The organism is Primorskyibacter marinus, assembly GCF_003313245.1.
GTDB lineage: Bacteria > Pseudomonadota > Alphaproteobacteria > Rhodobacterales > Rhodobacteraceae > Primorskyibacter > Primorskyibacter marinus.
Map to the genome: position 1 here is coordinate 442,414 of NZ_QJSD01000001.1, position 15,617 is coordinate 458,030.

Below are 15,617 nucleotides of genomic sequence, written 5' to 3' on the forward strand. Positions count from 1 at the left end.
GCCCCGCGGCGCGGCATCTTCGCGCCCATGAGCGAGCAGGACAACGGCACCTATCCGGGCGGATTCCCGGCGATCCTTCGGCAGATGGACGCCCGGCGCAAGCCCCTGGCATTTGGACGCAACGAAGCCCTGCCGCCGTTGGATACTGATCTTACCGTGCTGCTTGACCGCGTGGTTCTGGCCCCTGCGACCGACCCGGACGAACAAGCGCCGCTCAAATCGTCCCACCAGCGCAAGCGCCGTGAGATCAGGGCAGAGCTTGCAGGCGCGTCCGAATTATGCGCGCTGAACGGATTGCTGATCGCGCATCTGCGCAAGCGCGCGCAACCCGGCCATACGGCGGCGCTGTTCCACAGGCTCTGGGCCGAACATGCCGATCACCTGCTGGCGCGGCTGGATCTGCGTTGGCTGGTCTCCTCCATCACGACATTCGGCGATCACGGGCTGACGGCTGCGCAACGGCAAACCGGACAAGCGATGACCGTTCTGTTCGGGACGATGAAGCTCTACGAGACAGAGCGCCTGTATTCCGGGTTTGCGCCCGGTCGGCCCTTCAAACTGGCGGCCAGGATGTCCGAAACCCTGCCCATGCAGATGGATGCCTATTCGGTGTCCTATGGCGGTCTGGATGTGAACATGCTGGGGCGGCTCTGGCAGGATGCGGACCGGGACGCCGTGATCCGCCCGCTCGCGCATCACCTGCTGGACCGGTTGATCGCGGAGGACCGCACCGTCTTTCGCCGACTTGCGATGATGCGTCACCGCCTGGACCGCCGTCGCCGCCAAAAAGCAGAGGCCAAGCCAGTGCCCCCCCCCGCCCCGGCCCTGAGCCGGGGCCTCGCGGCCAACGCCCCGCGCTGGGGTCTGGTGTCGACGGTGAAAGGCTCATTGCGCCACATCGCCCGGTTTGCGGCACATCATCTGGAACTGGGCGCAGACCGCATCGACCTTTACCTCGACGACCCGGATCCTGCCACGATTGCGGCGCTGGCCCATCCCTGTCTGAACCTGACCGCCTGCGATGACGCATGGTGGGACACAACGGGCAAGAAACGTCCGCCACAACATCAGCTGCGCCAGGCCCATAACGCGACGCTCAGCTACCGGGCAAGCGATCTAGACTGGTTGGGCCATATCGACATGGACGAGTTCCTGCTGACAACAGCACCGGTTGCCGCCACTCTTGGCGACGCGGGTAAGTCGTACGGACAACTTCGCATGCTCCCGGCAGAAGTTCTTTCCTCGCCCGACGGCACCATCCGCCATTTCAAACTGACGCGCGAGGCCGCAGGACAACCCGTCGCGGCGGCCGAAGAGATCTACCCGACTTTCGGCATGCACCTGCGCGATGGGTTCATCAGCCACACGACCGGCAAGGTCTTTGCCCGCACCGGCATCGACGACGCCCGGATGGGGGTGCATTCCCTCAAGATCAAAGGCGCGCGGCTTGCCAATTCCGGTCTGCTTCCCGGCATCCATGTGGGCCACCTGCACGCACCGGACTGGCCACATTTCCGCGCGCATATGGATTTTCGCCGCGCCAAAGGATCGTACCGTGAACGCCCCGATTCGAACTCTCTGGGTATGGCACCGCTGCTTGACTTCCTGCGCGATGAAAGCGGCGAGGACGGGGTGCGGCGGATGTTTGACGAGCTTTGCCTGGACACGCCGGACCTGCGCGCCCGGCTGGCCAGCCGCGACATGCTGCTGACCCACAACCTTGATCTCGACGCCGCTGTGGCCCGCGTCTTCGGCGACTTGCCCGATGGTTGATATGCGCTGGGGCATCGTCTCGACCGTGAAGGCACCGCTGGAACAGATCCTCGACTTTGCCGCCTGGCATCTGGATCTGGGCGCGCATCGGCTGTTTCTATATCTCGACGATTCGGACCCCGACGCGGTCACTGTCCTGAAGGCCCATCCCAAAATCCGCGTCACCGCCTGTGATGCGTCCTACTGGACGAAAATGACACAGCGCCCCGCCAAACATCAGGCGCGCCAGTCGCTGAATGCCCGCGACGCGTTCAACCGCAACACACAGGTGGACTGGCTGGCCCATATCGACGTGGATGAACTTTTGTTTCCCGCGTCCCCGCTGGCAGAACAGTTGACCGCCCTGCCCGCAGATTGCATGGTTGCCCGCATCCGCCCGGTCGAAGCATTGGCGCCGGGCTCTGGCACCGCTGATGGTGAAACCGCATTCAAGGCGTTCCACATCGAGCAGAAGCCGCGTCAAGCCGCATCAGAACGCTGCTTTCCGACCTGGGGCCATTACCTGTCGGGTGGGTTTCTCAGCCATGTCGCCGGCAAGCTCTTTATCCGCAGCTCGCTGCAAGATCCCCGGATCAAGATCCACAATGTCATCGCGAACGGCATCGAAAACCCCGGCGAACAGCCGCTGCCCGACACGGATCTGCTGCATCTTCATGCCCAAAGCTGGGAAGACTGGCAGCGCACCTACCGATTCCGCCTTCAACGCGGCTCCTACCGGGCAGAGCTGAAACCGCAGATACGCACCGGCACGCACATGCCGAACCTGCATGACCTTTTCACTCGGATCGAAGCGACCGAAGGCAAGGCCGGGCTGCACGCGTTCTACGAAGAGGTCTGCACCGCACATGCGCCCCTGTGCCAGCGCTTGCAGGACGAAGGTCTGTTGCGGCGCCTGCGCCTTGATCTTGAAACAAAGCGCGCGCGCCATTTTCCGGGCCATTGACCCGCTGCCCGCGCCCTAGACCTTTATCCGGTCGCGCGACCAGTTCAAAACGGACCGCGCTTTCCGGTCGCATCTCGCCAATCTTGCACTGTACCTGACCGGTTTCCGGTCAATCGACCGCTATCGGCGAAAACTGCAAGCATTTGTGTTGCCTTATCGCCCGATCCGACTAATTTCCTGTACAGAACTGCCGCTAAAGCGCATCCGCATTGACCCCAAAGGTGCTTTTCGGGTACATACCGCGCGTGGATCGCGCATGTGGAAAACCACTGGGCCATACGGGCCTGATCCTCACCAGAAGTACGGGCCAGACAGTGTCCGTTATAATCGGATACAGATGACAAAATTCTCTGACCTGAACCTGAACCCCAAGGTTTTAAAAGCCGTAATCGAAACTGGCTACGAAACGCCCACGCCAATTCAGGCCGGGGCCATCCCCCCGGCGCTTGAAGGCCGTGACGTGCTGGGCATTGCCCAGACAGGCACCGGCAAGACCGCCGGTTTCGTATTGCCGATGATCACCATGCTGGCCCGTGGTCGCGCCCGCGCGCGTATGCCGCGCAGCCTTGTGCTGTGCCCGACACGGGAACTGGCCGCACAGGTGGCCGAAAACTTCGACACCTATGCCAAGCATGTAAAGCTGACCAAGGCCCTGCTGATCGGTGGCGTGTCCTTCAAGGAACAGGACATCCTGATCGACAAGGGCGTTGACGTGCTGATCGCCACCCCCGGCCGTCTGCTTGATCATTTCGAGCGTGGCAAGCTGCTGCTCACAGGCGTGCAGGTCATGGTGGTGGACGAGGCTGACCGGATGCTCGACATGGGCTTCATCCCGGACATTGAACGCATCTTCTCGCTGACACCCTTCACGCGGCAGACGTTGTTCTTCAGTGCCACGATGGCACCAGAGATCGAGCGTATCACCAACACCTTCCTGTCGAACCCCGCCCGGATAGAGGTTGCTCGCCAGGCCACTGCCTCCGAGACGATCGAACAGGGCGTTGTCATGTTCAAAGGCTCGCGCCGGGAACGTGAAGGCACCGAGAAACGCGCGGTTCTGCGCAAGCTGATCGAGGCTGAAGGCGAGAAATGCACCAATGCCATCGTTTTCTGCAACCGCAAGGTGGACGTGGATATCGTTGCCAAATCGTTGAAGAAATACGGGCTGGATACCGCGCCGATCCATGGCGATCTGGACCAGTCGCAGCGCACACGCACGCTGGATGGCTTTCGCAACGGCGAATTGAAGGTTCTCGTCGCCTCTGACGTGGCGGCGCGCGGTCTGGACGTGCCCTCTGTCAGCCATGTGTTCAACTTCGATGTGCCCAGCCATGCCGAGGATTATGTGCATCGCATCGGCCGGACCGGCCGCGCCGGACGTGACGGCAAGGCGATGATGATCTGTGCGCCACGCGACGAAAAGAACCTCGATGCCATCGAGAAGCTGCTCCAGAAAGCCATCCCGCGTCTGGACAATCCGCTGAAGAAGACCGAGCCGAGCGAAGCAGCACCGTCTTCCGACGACACTGCCGAGAAGAAGCCCGCGCGCACGCGCAGCCGGTCACGATCTTCCAAAACGGCCACCCCGACAGCAGCCGAAGCCACTGAGACGCCTGCTGTTCAGGCCGATTTGAAAGTGGTCGAAACGGTCGACAAGCCTGCCGAAAAGGCAGAAAGCTCGAATAGAAATGACCGCAGCAGCCGGTCGAAATCTTCGCGCGGTTCTGACAAACGCGCCGAGAAACGTTCGGACAACAAGGTTGTGGGCATGGGCGATCATCTGCCCAGCTTTATCGCGCTCAGCTTTGAAGAACGCCGCGTCGGCTAAAGACTGCACTGAATTTGCAAAAAGGGCCGGTTTTCACCGGCTCTTTTTTGTTGTCTTCGTCTCGACCCAAATCTCGACCGAGGCCAGGCACCGTTTGCCATCGTTCGCAAACGGTGCCTCCGGGCTTAACCCAGCCTGCTGACAATCACGGTGACTTCCGGCTTTTTGCCGATCTCGTCATTTGTGGTCTGACGCGCGGTGCGGCGCAGCCCTTCTTCCAGCTTGCTGTCATCGGTCAGTGTCTTGGCACCTGCACGGCCCAGGAATTGGCTCAGGTCTGCCTCCAGCACATCGACCAAAGGCGCGTTACCACGCCCCTGCGCGGGCAGGCCCATGACATCGCACCACGGGTCGCCCAGCGGTTCATCCTCTTCATCAAGGATGACTGTGACAATCACATGCCCGTTCAGCGCCATGCGGATACGGTCGCGCACCACACCATCCATCGCGCCGATCTGCACGGAACCGTCAAGATAGGTGCGTCCGGTCTCGACATATTCGGCAACCGTCGGCGCATTGCCCGACAGGTTCAGCATCATGCCGTTGACCGCCACGATGCCCGCACGCCCCTTGGATTCGGCAAGCTTGGCGTGTTCGCGCAAGTGGCGATGTTCACCGTGCATCGGGATCACCATCTGCGGATTGACGATGTCATGCATCGCCTCCAGATCCGGCCGGTTGGCATGGCCCGAAACGTGATAAAGCCCATTTGAATCGTCGATCACATCAACGCCCATTTCCGAGAACTGGTTGATGATGCGGATTACCCCGCGTTCGTTGCCCGGAATGGTCTTGGACGAAAAGAGGAAGGTATCGCCCTCCTTCAGCACCAGCCCGTTATATTTTCCGCGCGCCAGCTGGGCCGACGCCGCGCGCCGTTCGCCCTGGCTGCCGGTGACCAGCAGCATCACGTTTTCGCGCGGCATTTGCACGGCATCTTCGGGGCCAATCACGGTGGGGAAATTGGTCAGAACACCGGTTTCGATGGATGCTTCGATCATCCGGCGCATCGCGCGTCCCAACAGACAGATCGAGCGGCCAGCCCGGTCGCCCGCCTCTGCCAGCGTTTTGACGCGCGCGACGTTGGACGCGAATGTGGTGGCCACCACCATGCCCGTCGCATCGCTGACCAGTTTTTCGATGTCGGGGCCAAGCGTGGCCTCGGACCGTCCGGCATGGGGCGAAAAGACGTTGGTGGAATCGCAGACCAGCGCCTTGACGCCGGGTTTGGCGACCTCGGCCCAAAGCGCCGGGTCATAGGCTTCGCCCACCAGCGGGGTCTGGTCCAGCTTGAAGTCACCCGTGTGCACGATCCGCCCATCCGGACAATCCAGCACCAGCGCAGAGCTTTCGGGTATGGAATGCGATATCGGCAGGAACGAGACTTCAAACGGCCCGGTCTTCACCTTTTCTGGCCACGCCCCCACGGTCTTGACCGCTTCGGCACCAATGCCATATTCTTCCAGCTTGCGGCGCGCGATGTTTGACGTGAAGGCCCGCGCATAGATGGGCACGCCCAACTGTTCATAAAAATGCCCGACCGCGCCGACATGATCCTCATGCGCGTGGGTGATGAAAATCGCCTCCAGCCGGTCGCGGCGTTCTTTCAGCCAGGTGATATCCGGCAGGATCAGGTTAACCCCAGGGGTTCCGTCCATATCCGGAAAGGTGACGCCAAGATCCACCAGGATCAGACGTTCCTGATCCGGTTTGCCGTAGCCATAGACATAGGCGTTCATTCCGATTTCGCCAGCCCCGCCAAGGGGAAGGTAGATGGCGCGTTGCGCTACCATATGAGTTAGTCCTCGTGTTGATTGAATTTATAAATGACGGTCAGCCCGTGCATCGTGAGTGTGTCCTCGACGGCATCGAACAGCTCGTCGGTCTGCTGGAACAACGGCGCCAGCCCGCCGGTCGCTATGATCTTCATCGGGCGTTCGCGTTCTTGCTTGACGCGCGCGCAGATTTCACGGACGAGGCCGACATAGCCCCAGAAAACGCCTGACTGCATACAGGTGACGGTGTTGGTACCCACCACCTGTTGCGGCTTGGTAATATCCACATGCGGCAGGGCGGCGGCGGCCTGATGCAATGCCATGAGGGACAGGTTCACCCCCGGCGCGATCACTCCGCCCACATAGGCGCCGTCTTCATCCACCACATCGAATGTCGTCGCCGTGCCGAAATCCACGACGATAAGATCGCCGCCGTACAGATCATGCCCGGCCACGGTATTGACCAGCCGGTCCGGCCCGACCTGGGTGCCCGCATCAACGCGCACCCCCACCGGCAGCGCGCAGTCGGGTTTGCCCACCACCAGCGGACGGGTGTTGAAATAGCGATCCGCCAGAACGCGCAGGTTGAACACGACACGCGGCACGGTCGAGCTGATGATCATGTCGGTGATCTGGGCGTCAATCTTCTGAAATTTCATCAAGGTCGACAGCCAGACGTAATATTGGTCTGCCGTGCGCTGGGTCTCGGTCGAGGTCCGCCAGGTGGCGATGAAGCGCGCGCCATCCCAGAGCGAGAAGACCGTGTTGGTGTTACCGCAATCAATCGCCAGAAGCATCTCAACCCTCCTTGAAAAAGACATCGGCCGCGGGGATGGCCACCCTGCCCTGCGACGTGGTCAGAACCAGATTTCCCGCCTGGTCCACAGTCTCGAACACGCCGGTCGTCTCGGTTGTTCCGGTGCGCGCGGTGATGGTTTCACCAAGGCGCGCCGCACGGTCCAGCCAAGCCCGGCGGATCGGGGCAAATCCATGTGTGACGAACTGTTCTTCCAGCACGGCATAAGACGTGGCAAGCGCATCAAGGAAAACCTCGGGTGCCACATCCAGCCCGGTTTCCCCCTGAAGGCTGACGGGCCGCAGGGCATGGGTTTCGACCTGCGCCACCTCAGGGGCATTGCGAAGGTTGACGCCAGTGCCGATCGCCAAATGCCGCACGCCTCCGACCTCAAAGCTTTCAAGCAATATCCCCGCGACCTTGCCGCCGTTCAACAGCACGTCATTGGGCCATTTCAGCGAGAACGGTGCGACCCGCCCGGTCAACACCACAAAGGCATCAAACAGCGCCAGTGCGGCCACGAAACTGCGAAGGGCGGTGACGTCGGGTGCCTCATCCACACGCAGCACCAACGTCGCTGCAAGGTTGCCCTGTGGATCGGACCATGCCCGACCGCGACGCCCCTTGCCGGCGGTTTGACGCAGCGCGCAGATCCACTCTGGCCCGGCAAGGGTTGCGGCGATCCGCACCGCTTCGGCATTGGTGCTGTCCAGCTCTGGCAGAACGCGCCGCCCGTATCCGGCGGGCCAGCTCATTGGCTGCGCCTCGTGCGAAACGCGTCGCAAGTCAGAACCTTCACGGCGTCCGGAAAACGAAAGCGACGCGCCCTTGGCGCGCCACGTTCGAAAACCGTATGGGCAGGTCGCTTAGTTGACAAGCGTCGCAGCCGCTGCCGCAGCCGCCCCTTCTATTCCGAAAAGGTTTACGACACCCAGCAACATGATCGCCGCAGAGACCATCAGGAAACCCGAAAGAATCGCTGATTGCCCGCCATCCAGCGCATCGTCGGTCTCTTCTCCGAAATACATGTAGAACACGATCCGGAGATAATAGAATGCACCGATGACCGAGGCCACCACACCGGCAACCGCCAACCAGGCCAGCCCGCCCTCATAGGCTGCGCGCAAGACGTACAGCTTGCCGAAGAACCCCACCAGCGGCGGCACGCCTGCAAGGCTGAACATCAGGATCAGCACGGCCAACGCCTTGGCTGGCTCTTTCTTCGAATACATGTTCAGGCTTCTGATGTCAGTGACCGGCTGGCCGTCGCGTTCCATCGACAGGATAAACGCAAACGTGCCGACATTCATCGTCACATAGATCGCCATGTAGATCAGCAGCGCCTGCACACCAAAGGCCGTGCCCGCAGCCAGCCCCATCAGCGCATAGCCCATATGGGCGATCGAGGAATAGGCCATAAGGCGTTTGATGTTGGTCTGTCCGATCGCCGCAACCGCACCAAGGAACATCGACAGAAGCGACAGGAACGCGATCACCTGTTGCCAGTCCCCCACAGCGCCGCCGAATGCATCATGCAGCACCCGCGCGAACAGCGCCATCGCCGCGACCTTCGGGGCCGTTGCGAAGAAGGCCGTAACCGGCGTGGGAGAGCCTTCGTAGACATCCGGCGTCCACATGTGGAACGGCACGGCAGAGACCTTGAAGGCCAGACCACAGGCGATCAGGACAAGACCAAACAGCAGGCCAAGCGAGACATGGCCTTCGGTCGCGGTCTGCACGATGCCGGAAAACAGCGTGGTCCCCGCAAAGCCATAGGTCAGCGACGCGCCGTAAAGCAGCAGGCCCGAGGACAGCGCCCCCAATACGAAGTATTTCAACCCGGCCTCTGTTGATCTTGCGCTGTCACGACGAATGGCCGCGACGACGTAAAGCGCCAGCGATTGCAGCTCCAGCCCCATATACAGCGCCATCAGATCACCGGCAGAGACCATCATCATCATGCCGACAACCGCCAATGCGATCAGCAGCGGAAATTCAAACCGCAGCAATCCCCGGCGCGACAGGTAATCCTGGCTCATCACCAGCACGGCGGCCGCGGACAGAAGCAGCGTCACCTTTGAAAAGCGCGCGAATCCATCGTCGATGAACATCCCGCCAAAGGCCGGACGAATGCCCTCGCCACTGGTGCCGATCCATGCGGCCAGCAGGACGAACACACCCGCCGTTGCCCAGGTCAGCATCGGGGCCAGCGCATCCTTGCCCGTGTAGACCGCACCGAGCAGCGCGATCATCGCGTAGACCGAAAGCACGATTTCGGGAAGGATGATTGTCAGGTCAGCCTGTAGCATGTCCAAGATCCCTCAGTGCGACGCCACCTGGACAGCGTCGGAAGACGCGGCCAGTGCGGTGTCGTAGTTTGAAACCAGCGCCTCTACCGAGGGGCCGATGATGTCTGTTACCAGGCTGGGATAGACCCCCAGCAGAAGCGTCATGGTCACGAGCGGCGCAAAGATCCACTTCTCGCGGCGCGTCATGTCGGAGATCGAACGCAGGCTTTCCTTGATCAGGTCGCCCATCACGACCCGGCGATAGAGCCACAGCGCGTAAGAGGCCGACAGGATCACCCCTGACGTCGCGACCACAGCCACCCAGGTGTTGACCTGGAATACGCCCATCAATGTCAGGAATTCACCAACAAAGCCGGACGTGCCGGGCAAGCCGACATTGGCCATGGTGAAGAACATGAAGATCAGCGCGTAGGACGGCATCCGGTTCACCAACCCGCCATAGGCGTCGATGTCGCGGGTGTGCATCCGGTCGTAGATCACGCCGACACACAAAAATAGCGCACCCGAGATGAAGCCATGGCTGAGCATCTGGAAGATTGCCCCGTCAACGCCCTGCTGGTTGGCCGCGAAAATTCCCATCGTCACATAGCCCATATGGGCAACAGACGAATAGGCAATCAGCTTTTTCATGTCTTCCTGCACCAGCGCGACGAGGCTGGTGTAGACGATGGCAATCGCGCTCATCCACAGAACCAGCGGGGTCAGCACATCGGCCCCCACCGGGAACATCGGCAGGCTGAATCGCAGGAAGCCATAGCCACCCATCTTCAGCAGGATCGCCGCCAGCACGACAGAACCTGCCGTCGGGGCCTGAACGTGCGCGTCGGGCAACCAAGTGTGGACCGGCCACATCGGCATCTTGACCGCAAAGCTGGCGAAGAAAGCGAGGAACATCAGCGTCTGCATCCCGCCGACGATATGGATGCCAAGGACCGAGAAGCCGGCGGACGAGAATTGATGCGTCATCAGCGTCGGAATGTCGGTGCTTCCAGCCTCAGCGAACATCGCAACCATCGCGACCAGCATCAGGACCGAGCCGAGGAAGGTGTAAAGGAAGAACTTGAAGCTCGCGTAGATCCGTTCCTTGCCCCCCCAGATCCCGATGATCAGGAACATCGGGATCAACCCGGCCTCGAAGAAGACATAGAAAAGGACCAGATCCAGCGCCATGAACACGCCAAGCATCAGCGTCTCAAGCAGCAGGAATGCGATCATGTATTCCTTGACGCGCGCCTTGACGCCCCAGCTTGCCGCGATGGTCAGCGGCATCATGAATGTCGTCAGCAGCACGAAAAGCACGGAAATCCCGTCCACGCCCATCTTGTATTTCAGCCCAAGCAGCCAGGCACCCTCTTCCACCATCTGAAAGCCGGTATCGGCGGGGTTGAACTGGAACAGGATGAACAGCGAAATCAGGAAGGTCGCCCCGGTCGCAAACAGCGCCAGCCATTTGGCATTGCGATCCGCCGCCTCGTCTCCGCCGCGCAGGAACACGGCGAGGATCAGCGCTGCCAGCGCGGGCAGGAAGGTGACAATCGAAAGAAGGTTGTCCATCAGTGCGCTCCTCCGCTGAGCGTCATCCAGGTGATGAAGATCGCAACCCCGATCACCATGGCGAAGGCATAGGTAAAGATGTAGCCGGACTGGGCGCGCCCCGCGAGCCGGGTGAAGAAGGGCACGATACCCATCGCCACGCCATTCAGCGATCCGTCGATGGCCTTGCCGTCACCGCCCTTCCACAAAAGACGGCCAAGCGATTTTGCAGAGCGGATGAAGATCACGTCATAAAGCTCGTCGAAATACCACTTGTTCAGCAGGAACAGGTAGAGCGGACGTTGCTGCTCTGCCAGCTTGCGCGGCATTGCGGGGTTCACGATGTAGAACCAGTAGGCCACGACAAAGCCGATCAGCATGGCGATGAACGGGCTGACCTTGACCCAGACAGGCGCGTGATGCGCATCGTCCATGACGTGGTTGTCCGGCCCGGTGAAGATCGCACCCTGCGGTGCCATTCCGGAAACAACCGGCGCGTGACCCGCATCTGCCTCACCATGCGCTTCATCAGCCACGGCACCCCCTTGGGCAGCATCCGCTGCAAGCGTTTCGCCATCGGCGGCGGCTTCACCATCTCCGGTGTCGGCGGCCACCTCTTGATCGGCGGCGGCGGTTTCAGCTTGGCCCGCCTCGGCAGCAGGCGCGTCAGCACCGGCATCGGCGGCATGGTCTTCGGTCGCCTCGGCATGAGCCGGGACGCCGAAGAAACGGTTAACCGAATTATGGTCGCCGAAGAAGCTGTTATACCAGACCATCCCGGCAAGCACCGAACCAACCGCCAGCACACCCAGCGGAATCAGCATCACCTTGGGCGACTCATGCGCATGTTCATGCGTATGACGGTCGCCGCGCGCCTTTCCGTAAAAGGTCAGGAACATCAGCCGCCAGCTGTAGAAGCTGGTGAAAAGTGCCGCGACCACCAGCATCCAGAAGGCATAGCCGCCCTGCGTACCGGCCCAGGCGCTTTCGATCACGGCGTCCTTGGACAGGAAGCCGGCAAAGCCGATATGGGTCAGCGGAATGCCGACGCCGGTGATGGCCAGCGTGCCGATCAGCATCGCCCCGAACGTATAGGGGATCTTCTTGCGCAGGTTGCCATAGTTCCGCATGTCCTGCTCGTGATGCATCGCATGGATCACCGAACCGGCCCCCAGAAACAGCATCGCCTTGAAGAAGGCATGGGTCAGCAGGTGGAACATCGCCACCGAATAGACGCCAACACCGGCCGCCACGAACATATAGCCAAGCTGCGACATTGTCGAATAGGCGATCACACGCTTGATGTCGTTCTGCACCAGACCGATCGTCGCCGCGACAAAGGCGGTAGACGCCCCCATGAAGGTGATGAAGCTCAAGGTTTCAGGCGCGTATTCCATCAAGGGCGACATGCGAGAGACAAGGAAGACACCGGCCGTGACCATCGTCGCGGCGTGGATCAGCGCCGACACCGGCGTCGGACCCTCCATCGCGTCGGGAAGCCATGTGTGCAGGAACAACTGCGCCGATTTCCCCATCGCGCCGACGAAGAGCAGGAAGGCAATCAGGTTTGCCGCGTTCCACTCGGTCCACAGAAAGGTCAGTTGCGTATCGGCCAGACCAGCGGAGGCGGCAAACACGTCGTCAAGCCTGATCGAGTCCGTCAGGTAAAACAGCCCCAAGATCCCCAGCAAAAAGCCGAAATCACCGACCCGGTTGACCACGAAAGCCTTGATCGCGGCGGCATTGGCGCTTGGCTTGCGGTAGTAGAAACCGATCAGCAAGTATGAGGCGACACCGACGCCTTCCCAGCCAAAGAACATCTGTACAAGGTTATCGGACGTGACCAGCGCCAACATGGCAAAGGTAAAGAAGGACAGGTAGGCGAAGAAACGCGGCTTGTAGACCTCGCCCTTCTTCCATTGCGGATCATGATCCATGTAGCCAAAGCTGTAGAGATGGACGAGCGCGGAAACGGTTGTCACAACGATCAGCATGATCGAGGTCAGACGATCCAGACGGATCGACCAATCCGTCGACAGCGACCCGGATTCGACCCAGCGCAGGATCTGGATATGCTGCGTTTCCGGGCCATGGGTCAGAAAGACGATCCACGAGAAGAAACAGGCCACGAACAGCAGGCCGGTGGTGATCCACATGGCTCCACGCTCGCCGATCAGACGCCAGCCAAAACCCGCGATCAGGGCACCGACAAGCGGCGCGAAGAGGATGATCGTTTCCATATCGGTCAGCCTTTCATGACGTTGACGTCTTCCACGGCGATGGTGCCGCGGTTCCGGAAGAAGCAGACGAGGATGGCAAGGCCGATGGCCGCCTCCGCTGCGGCGACGGTCAGGACGAACAGCGTGAAGACCTGTCCCACCAGATCGCCCAGAAAGGACGAGAAGGCCACAAGGTTGATGTTCACCGCCAAGAGCATCAGTTCGATGCTCATCAGCAGGATGATCACGTTCTTGCGGTTCAGGAAAAGCCCGAAGATGCCGATGACAAACAGCGTCGCCGCAACCGTCAGGTAATGTTCAAGTCCGATCATCTTGTCCCTCAAGAAGTCTTGCCCGGATTTCCGGGTCGTTTCGGCGCCCGGTGGTCAGCCGAGAAAGGAGTAGCCGCCCAACACGATGATCAGAACGACCACCACAATGATTATTGTATTTGTCGACATTAGATGTCCCTTCGTTTCCGGACCGGACGCAATCGCAAGATCACAGCCCCTGCCCCGGTTTCACGTCACGCAATTCCATCGCTTTGGCCGGATCACGCATCATCTGCGCGACGATATCCTGGCGCTTTACATCCTTGCGGTGGCGCAGGGTCAGCACGATGGCACCGATCATGGCGACCAGCAGGATCAACCCCGCAAGCTGGAACAACAGGAAATACCGGTCGTAGAGAAGCAGGCCCAAAGCTTCGGTGTTGTGACGCCCGTCGGGCATCACTGCCGCACGCATGCCCTCGGCAGCCTCGGAGGTCTGCCAGACGCCAAGCGCCATGCCAAGCTGCATCAGGATGATCACCCCGAACAGCAAGGCCAGCGGCATGTAGCCCGCCATTTCGGCCCGAAGTTCGGCGAAATCCACATCCAGCATCATCACGACGAAGAGGAAAAGCACCGCAACCGCGCCGACATAGACGATGACCAACAGCATCGCGACAAACTCTGCCCCGAGCAAAACGAAAAGCCCGGCCGAGCTGAGGAAAGCCAGGATAAGCCATAGCACAGAATGCACCGGGTTTCGGCTGACAACGGTGAACAGGCCACCGGTGATCGTGCACAGTGCGAACAGATAGAAAGCGAACACCATCATGTTTCGTTATCCTTGTTATCTTCCATCACCGCGCGCGCAAGTTCCATCGCGCGGGTCATGGCCGGAATGCCCGCGAACATCGACATCTGGGCGATGGTCTCGGCAATCTCGTCATTGGTTGCGCCGGCCTCCATGGCGTGTCGGACGGTCATGCGCAATGGGGTTTCTGCCTGTGCGCCCTGCATGGTCAGTCCCGCCAGCGTCAACAAAAGCCGCGTCTTGGCGTCCAGCCCTTCCTTGCTAAGCCCGCGCCCGAACCACATTTCCATGCTGTCCTTGGGCATGGTCGGCCAAAGTTTCTCGAAGCCTTTGGGGTTGAACGTCTCCATCGCCGGATTGAAGGCCTTGGCCATTTCCTGCGCCTGGGCCATCATCAGTTCGAAAGGGGTCTTTGCATCCGTCATAGCGCGCCTCCAGTCAACCGTTCCCTGAGCCCGTTTACAACGCCAAGCCATTCGGCCAGCGAATCCGACTCCGACCACATATCGTAAAACTCTGACGTGCCGTCATCCGTCACGACAATATCAACCGTGCGGGGTGCCAGACCACGCGCATCCGCCGACCCCGCCACATCCGCTTCGTGCAGGCGGATCACCTTACGCTCATCCTCATCCAGATCGTCCGAGGGCCGTCCAAGACTGGCGCTGACAATCTCGGCCGCTGCCAGACCGATGGCTCCGACATCACCATCGACATAGCCCGCCGAGGCAGACGCGATCACGTCTTCAAACGCCTCGATCACGGCACCGACGCCCCCGGCCTCGTACTCCCCCAGGAAGTCCGCCGCGTCGTCATTGTCAAATATTCCGATGCCCCAGGCACCCATGTCGTTTCTCCAGGCGTTAGCGGTAGGGCGCGTCCAGTTCGAGATTGCGGGCAATCTCTGCCTCCCAACGGTCACCATTCGCAAGCAGCTTGTCCTTTTCATAGAACAGTTCTTCGCGGGTTTCCGTCGAGAATTCAAAATTCGGGCCTTCGACAATCGCATCCACCGGGCAGGCCTCCTGGCAGAAACCGCAATAGATGCATTTGGTCATGTCGATGTCGTAACGTGTCGTGCGGCGGCTGCCGTCGTCACGGGGTTCCGCGTCAATGGTGATGGCTTGCGCCGGGCAAACCGCCTCGCAGAGTTTGCAGGCGATGCAACGCTCCTCACCGTTGGGATAGCGGCGCAGCGCGTGTTCGCCACGGAAACGCGGGCTGAGCGGGCCCTTTTCATGCGGGTAATTCAATGTCGCTTTCGGCGCAAAGAAATACCTCAGCCCCAGCTTCATGCCGATCACGAAATCCCAAAGAAGGAAGTATTTCGCGGCCCGTGTGTAGTCGATCTGGGTCAT

The 15,617-nt window shown here is 60.6% G+C and carries 14 protein-coding genes; 3 read left to right on the forward strand and 11 right to left on the reverse strand.

What is annotated here, in order from left to right; genetic code table 11:
• The first annotated feature begins 27 nt into the window (after window positions 1-27).
• The 3 genes from DMZ65_RS02105 (at window position 28) to DMZ65_RS02115 (ending at window position 4,544) form a co-directional block, all read left to right on the forward strand.
• Complete coding sequence (locus tag DMZ65_RS02105) at window positions 28-1,773, forward strand: glycosyltransferase family 2 protein (protein WP_116597227.1); 1,746 nt, start codon at window positions 28-30, stop codon at window positions 1,771-1,773.
• Window positions 1,766-2,716, forward strand: a complete 951-nt coding sequence (locus tag DMZ65_RS02110; protein WP_116597228.1) for a glycosyltransferase family 2 protein — start codon at window positions 1,766-1,768, stop codon at window positions 2,714-2,716. Before DMZ65_RS02105 ends, DMZ65_RS02110 begins: the two co-directional genes overlap by 8 nt.
• Window positions 2,717-3,053: 337 nt before the next feature.
• Window positions 3,054-4,544 carry a DEAD/DEAH box helicase gene (locus DMZ65_RS02115; protein ID WP_116597229.1) on the forward strand — a complete coding sequence of 497 codons (1,491 nt, stop codon included), beginning with the start codon at window positions 3,054-3,056 and terminating at the stop codon, window positions 4,542-4,544.
• A 125-nt stretch (window positions 4,545-4,669) separates the two neighbouring features.
• Here the strand turns inward: DMZ65_RS02115 and DMZ65_RS02120 are convergent, their stop codons facing one another.
• From DMZ65_RS02120 to nuoI, 11 genes are all read right to left on the reverse strand, one after another.
• Window positions 4,670-6,337: a ribonuclease J gene (locus DMZ65_RS02120; protein WP_116597230.1), complete on the reverse strand. Its 1,668-nt coding sequence runs from the start codon at window positions 6,335-6,337 to the stop codon at window positions 4,670-4,672.
• Between the two features lie 5 nt (window positions 6,338-6,342).
• Complete coding sequence (locus DMZ65_RS02125; RefSeq protein ID WP_116597231.1) at window positions 6,343-7,116, reverse strand: type III pantothenate kinase; 774 nt, start codon at window positions 7,114-7,116, stop codon at window positions 6,343-6,345.
• A gap of 1 nt (window position 7,117) precedes the next feature.
• Window positions 7,118-7,870, reverse strand: coding sequence for a biotin--[acetyl-CoA-carboxylase] ligase (locus tag DMZ65_RS02130; RefSeq protein WP_116597232.1), 753 nt, complete (start codon window positions 7,868-7,870; stop codon window positions 7,118-7,120).
• Between the two features lie 111 nt (window positions 7,871-7,981).
• Window positions 7,982-9,424: an NADH-quinone oxidoreductase subunit NuoN gene (gene nuoN, locus DMZ65_RS02135; RefSeq protein WP_116597233.1), complete on the reverse strand. Its 1,443-nt coding sequence runs from the start codon at window positions 9,422-9,424 to the stop codon at window positions 7,982-7,984.
• A 12-nt stretch (window positions 9,425-9,436) separates the two neighbouring features.
• Window positions 9,437-10,978 (reverse strand): NADH-quinone oxidoreductase subunit M, encoded by a 1,542-nt coding sequence (locus DMZ65_RS02140; RefSeq protein WP_116597234.1) that lies wholly within the window; start codon window positions 10,976-10,978, stop codon window positions 9,437-9,439.
• The gene (gene nuoL, locus DMZ65_RS02145) at window positions 10,978-13,197 is read right to left on the reverse strand and encodes an NADH-quinone oxidoreductase subunit L (protein ID WP_116597235.1); all 2,220 of its coding nucleotides are present in this window, start codon (window positions 13,195-13,197) and stop codon (window positions 10,978-10,980) included. The genes DMZ65_RS02140 and nuoL overlap by 1 nt, the downstream gene beginning before the upstream one ends.
• 5 nt (window positions 13,198-13,202) lie before the next feature.
• A complete protein-coding gene (gene nuoK, locus DMZ65_RS02150) occupies window positions 13,203-13,508 on the reverse strand; it encodes an NADH-quinone oxidoreductase subunit NuoK (RefSeq protein ID WP_008553673.1) in 306 nt (101 codons plus the stop codon).
• 169 nt (window positions 13,509-13,677) lie between these two features.
• Window positions 13,678-14,280: an NADH-quinone oxidoreductase subunit J gene (locus tag DMZ65_RS02155; protein ID WP_116597236.1), complete on the reverse strand. Its 603-nt coding sequence runs from the start codon at window positions 14,278-14,280 to the stop codon at window positions 13,678-13,680.
• Complete coding sequence (locus tag DMZ65_RS02160) at window positions 14,277-14,684, reverse strand: carboxymuconolactone decarboxylase family protein (protein ID WP_116597237.1); 408 nt, start codon at window positions 14,682-14,684, stop codon at window positions 14,277-14,279. Before DMZ65_RS02160 ends, DMZ65_RS02155 begins: the two co-directional genes overlap by 4 nt.
• Complete coding sequence (locus DMZ65_RS02165; RefSeq protein ID WP_157960541.1) at window positions 14,681-15,106, reverse strand: DUF4259 domain-containing protein; 426 nt, start codon at window positions 15,104-15,106, stop codon at window positions 14,681-14,683. Before DMZ65_RS02165 ends, DMZ65_RS02160 begins: the two co-directional genes overlap by 4 nt.
• Window positions 15,107-15,122: 16 nt before the next feature.
• On the reverse strand, window positions 15,123-15,617 hold the full coding sequence (gene nuoI / locus DMZ65_RS02170) for an NADH-quinone oxidoreductase subunit NuoI (protein WP_116597239.1): 495 nt from the start codon (window positions 15,615-15,617) through the stop codon (window positions 15,123-15,125).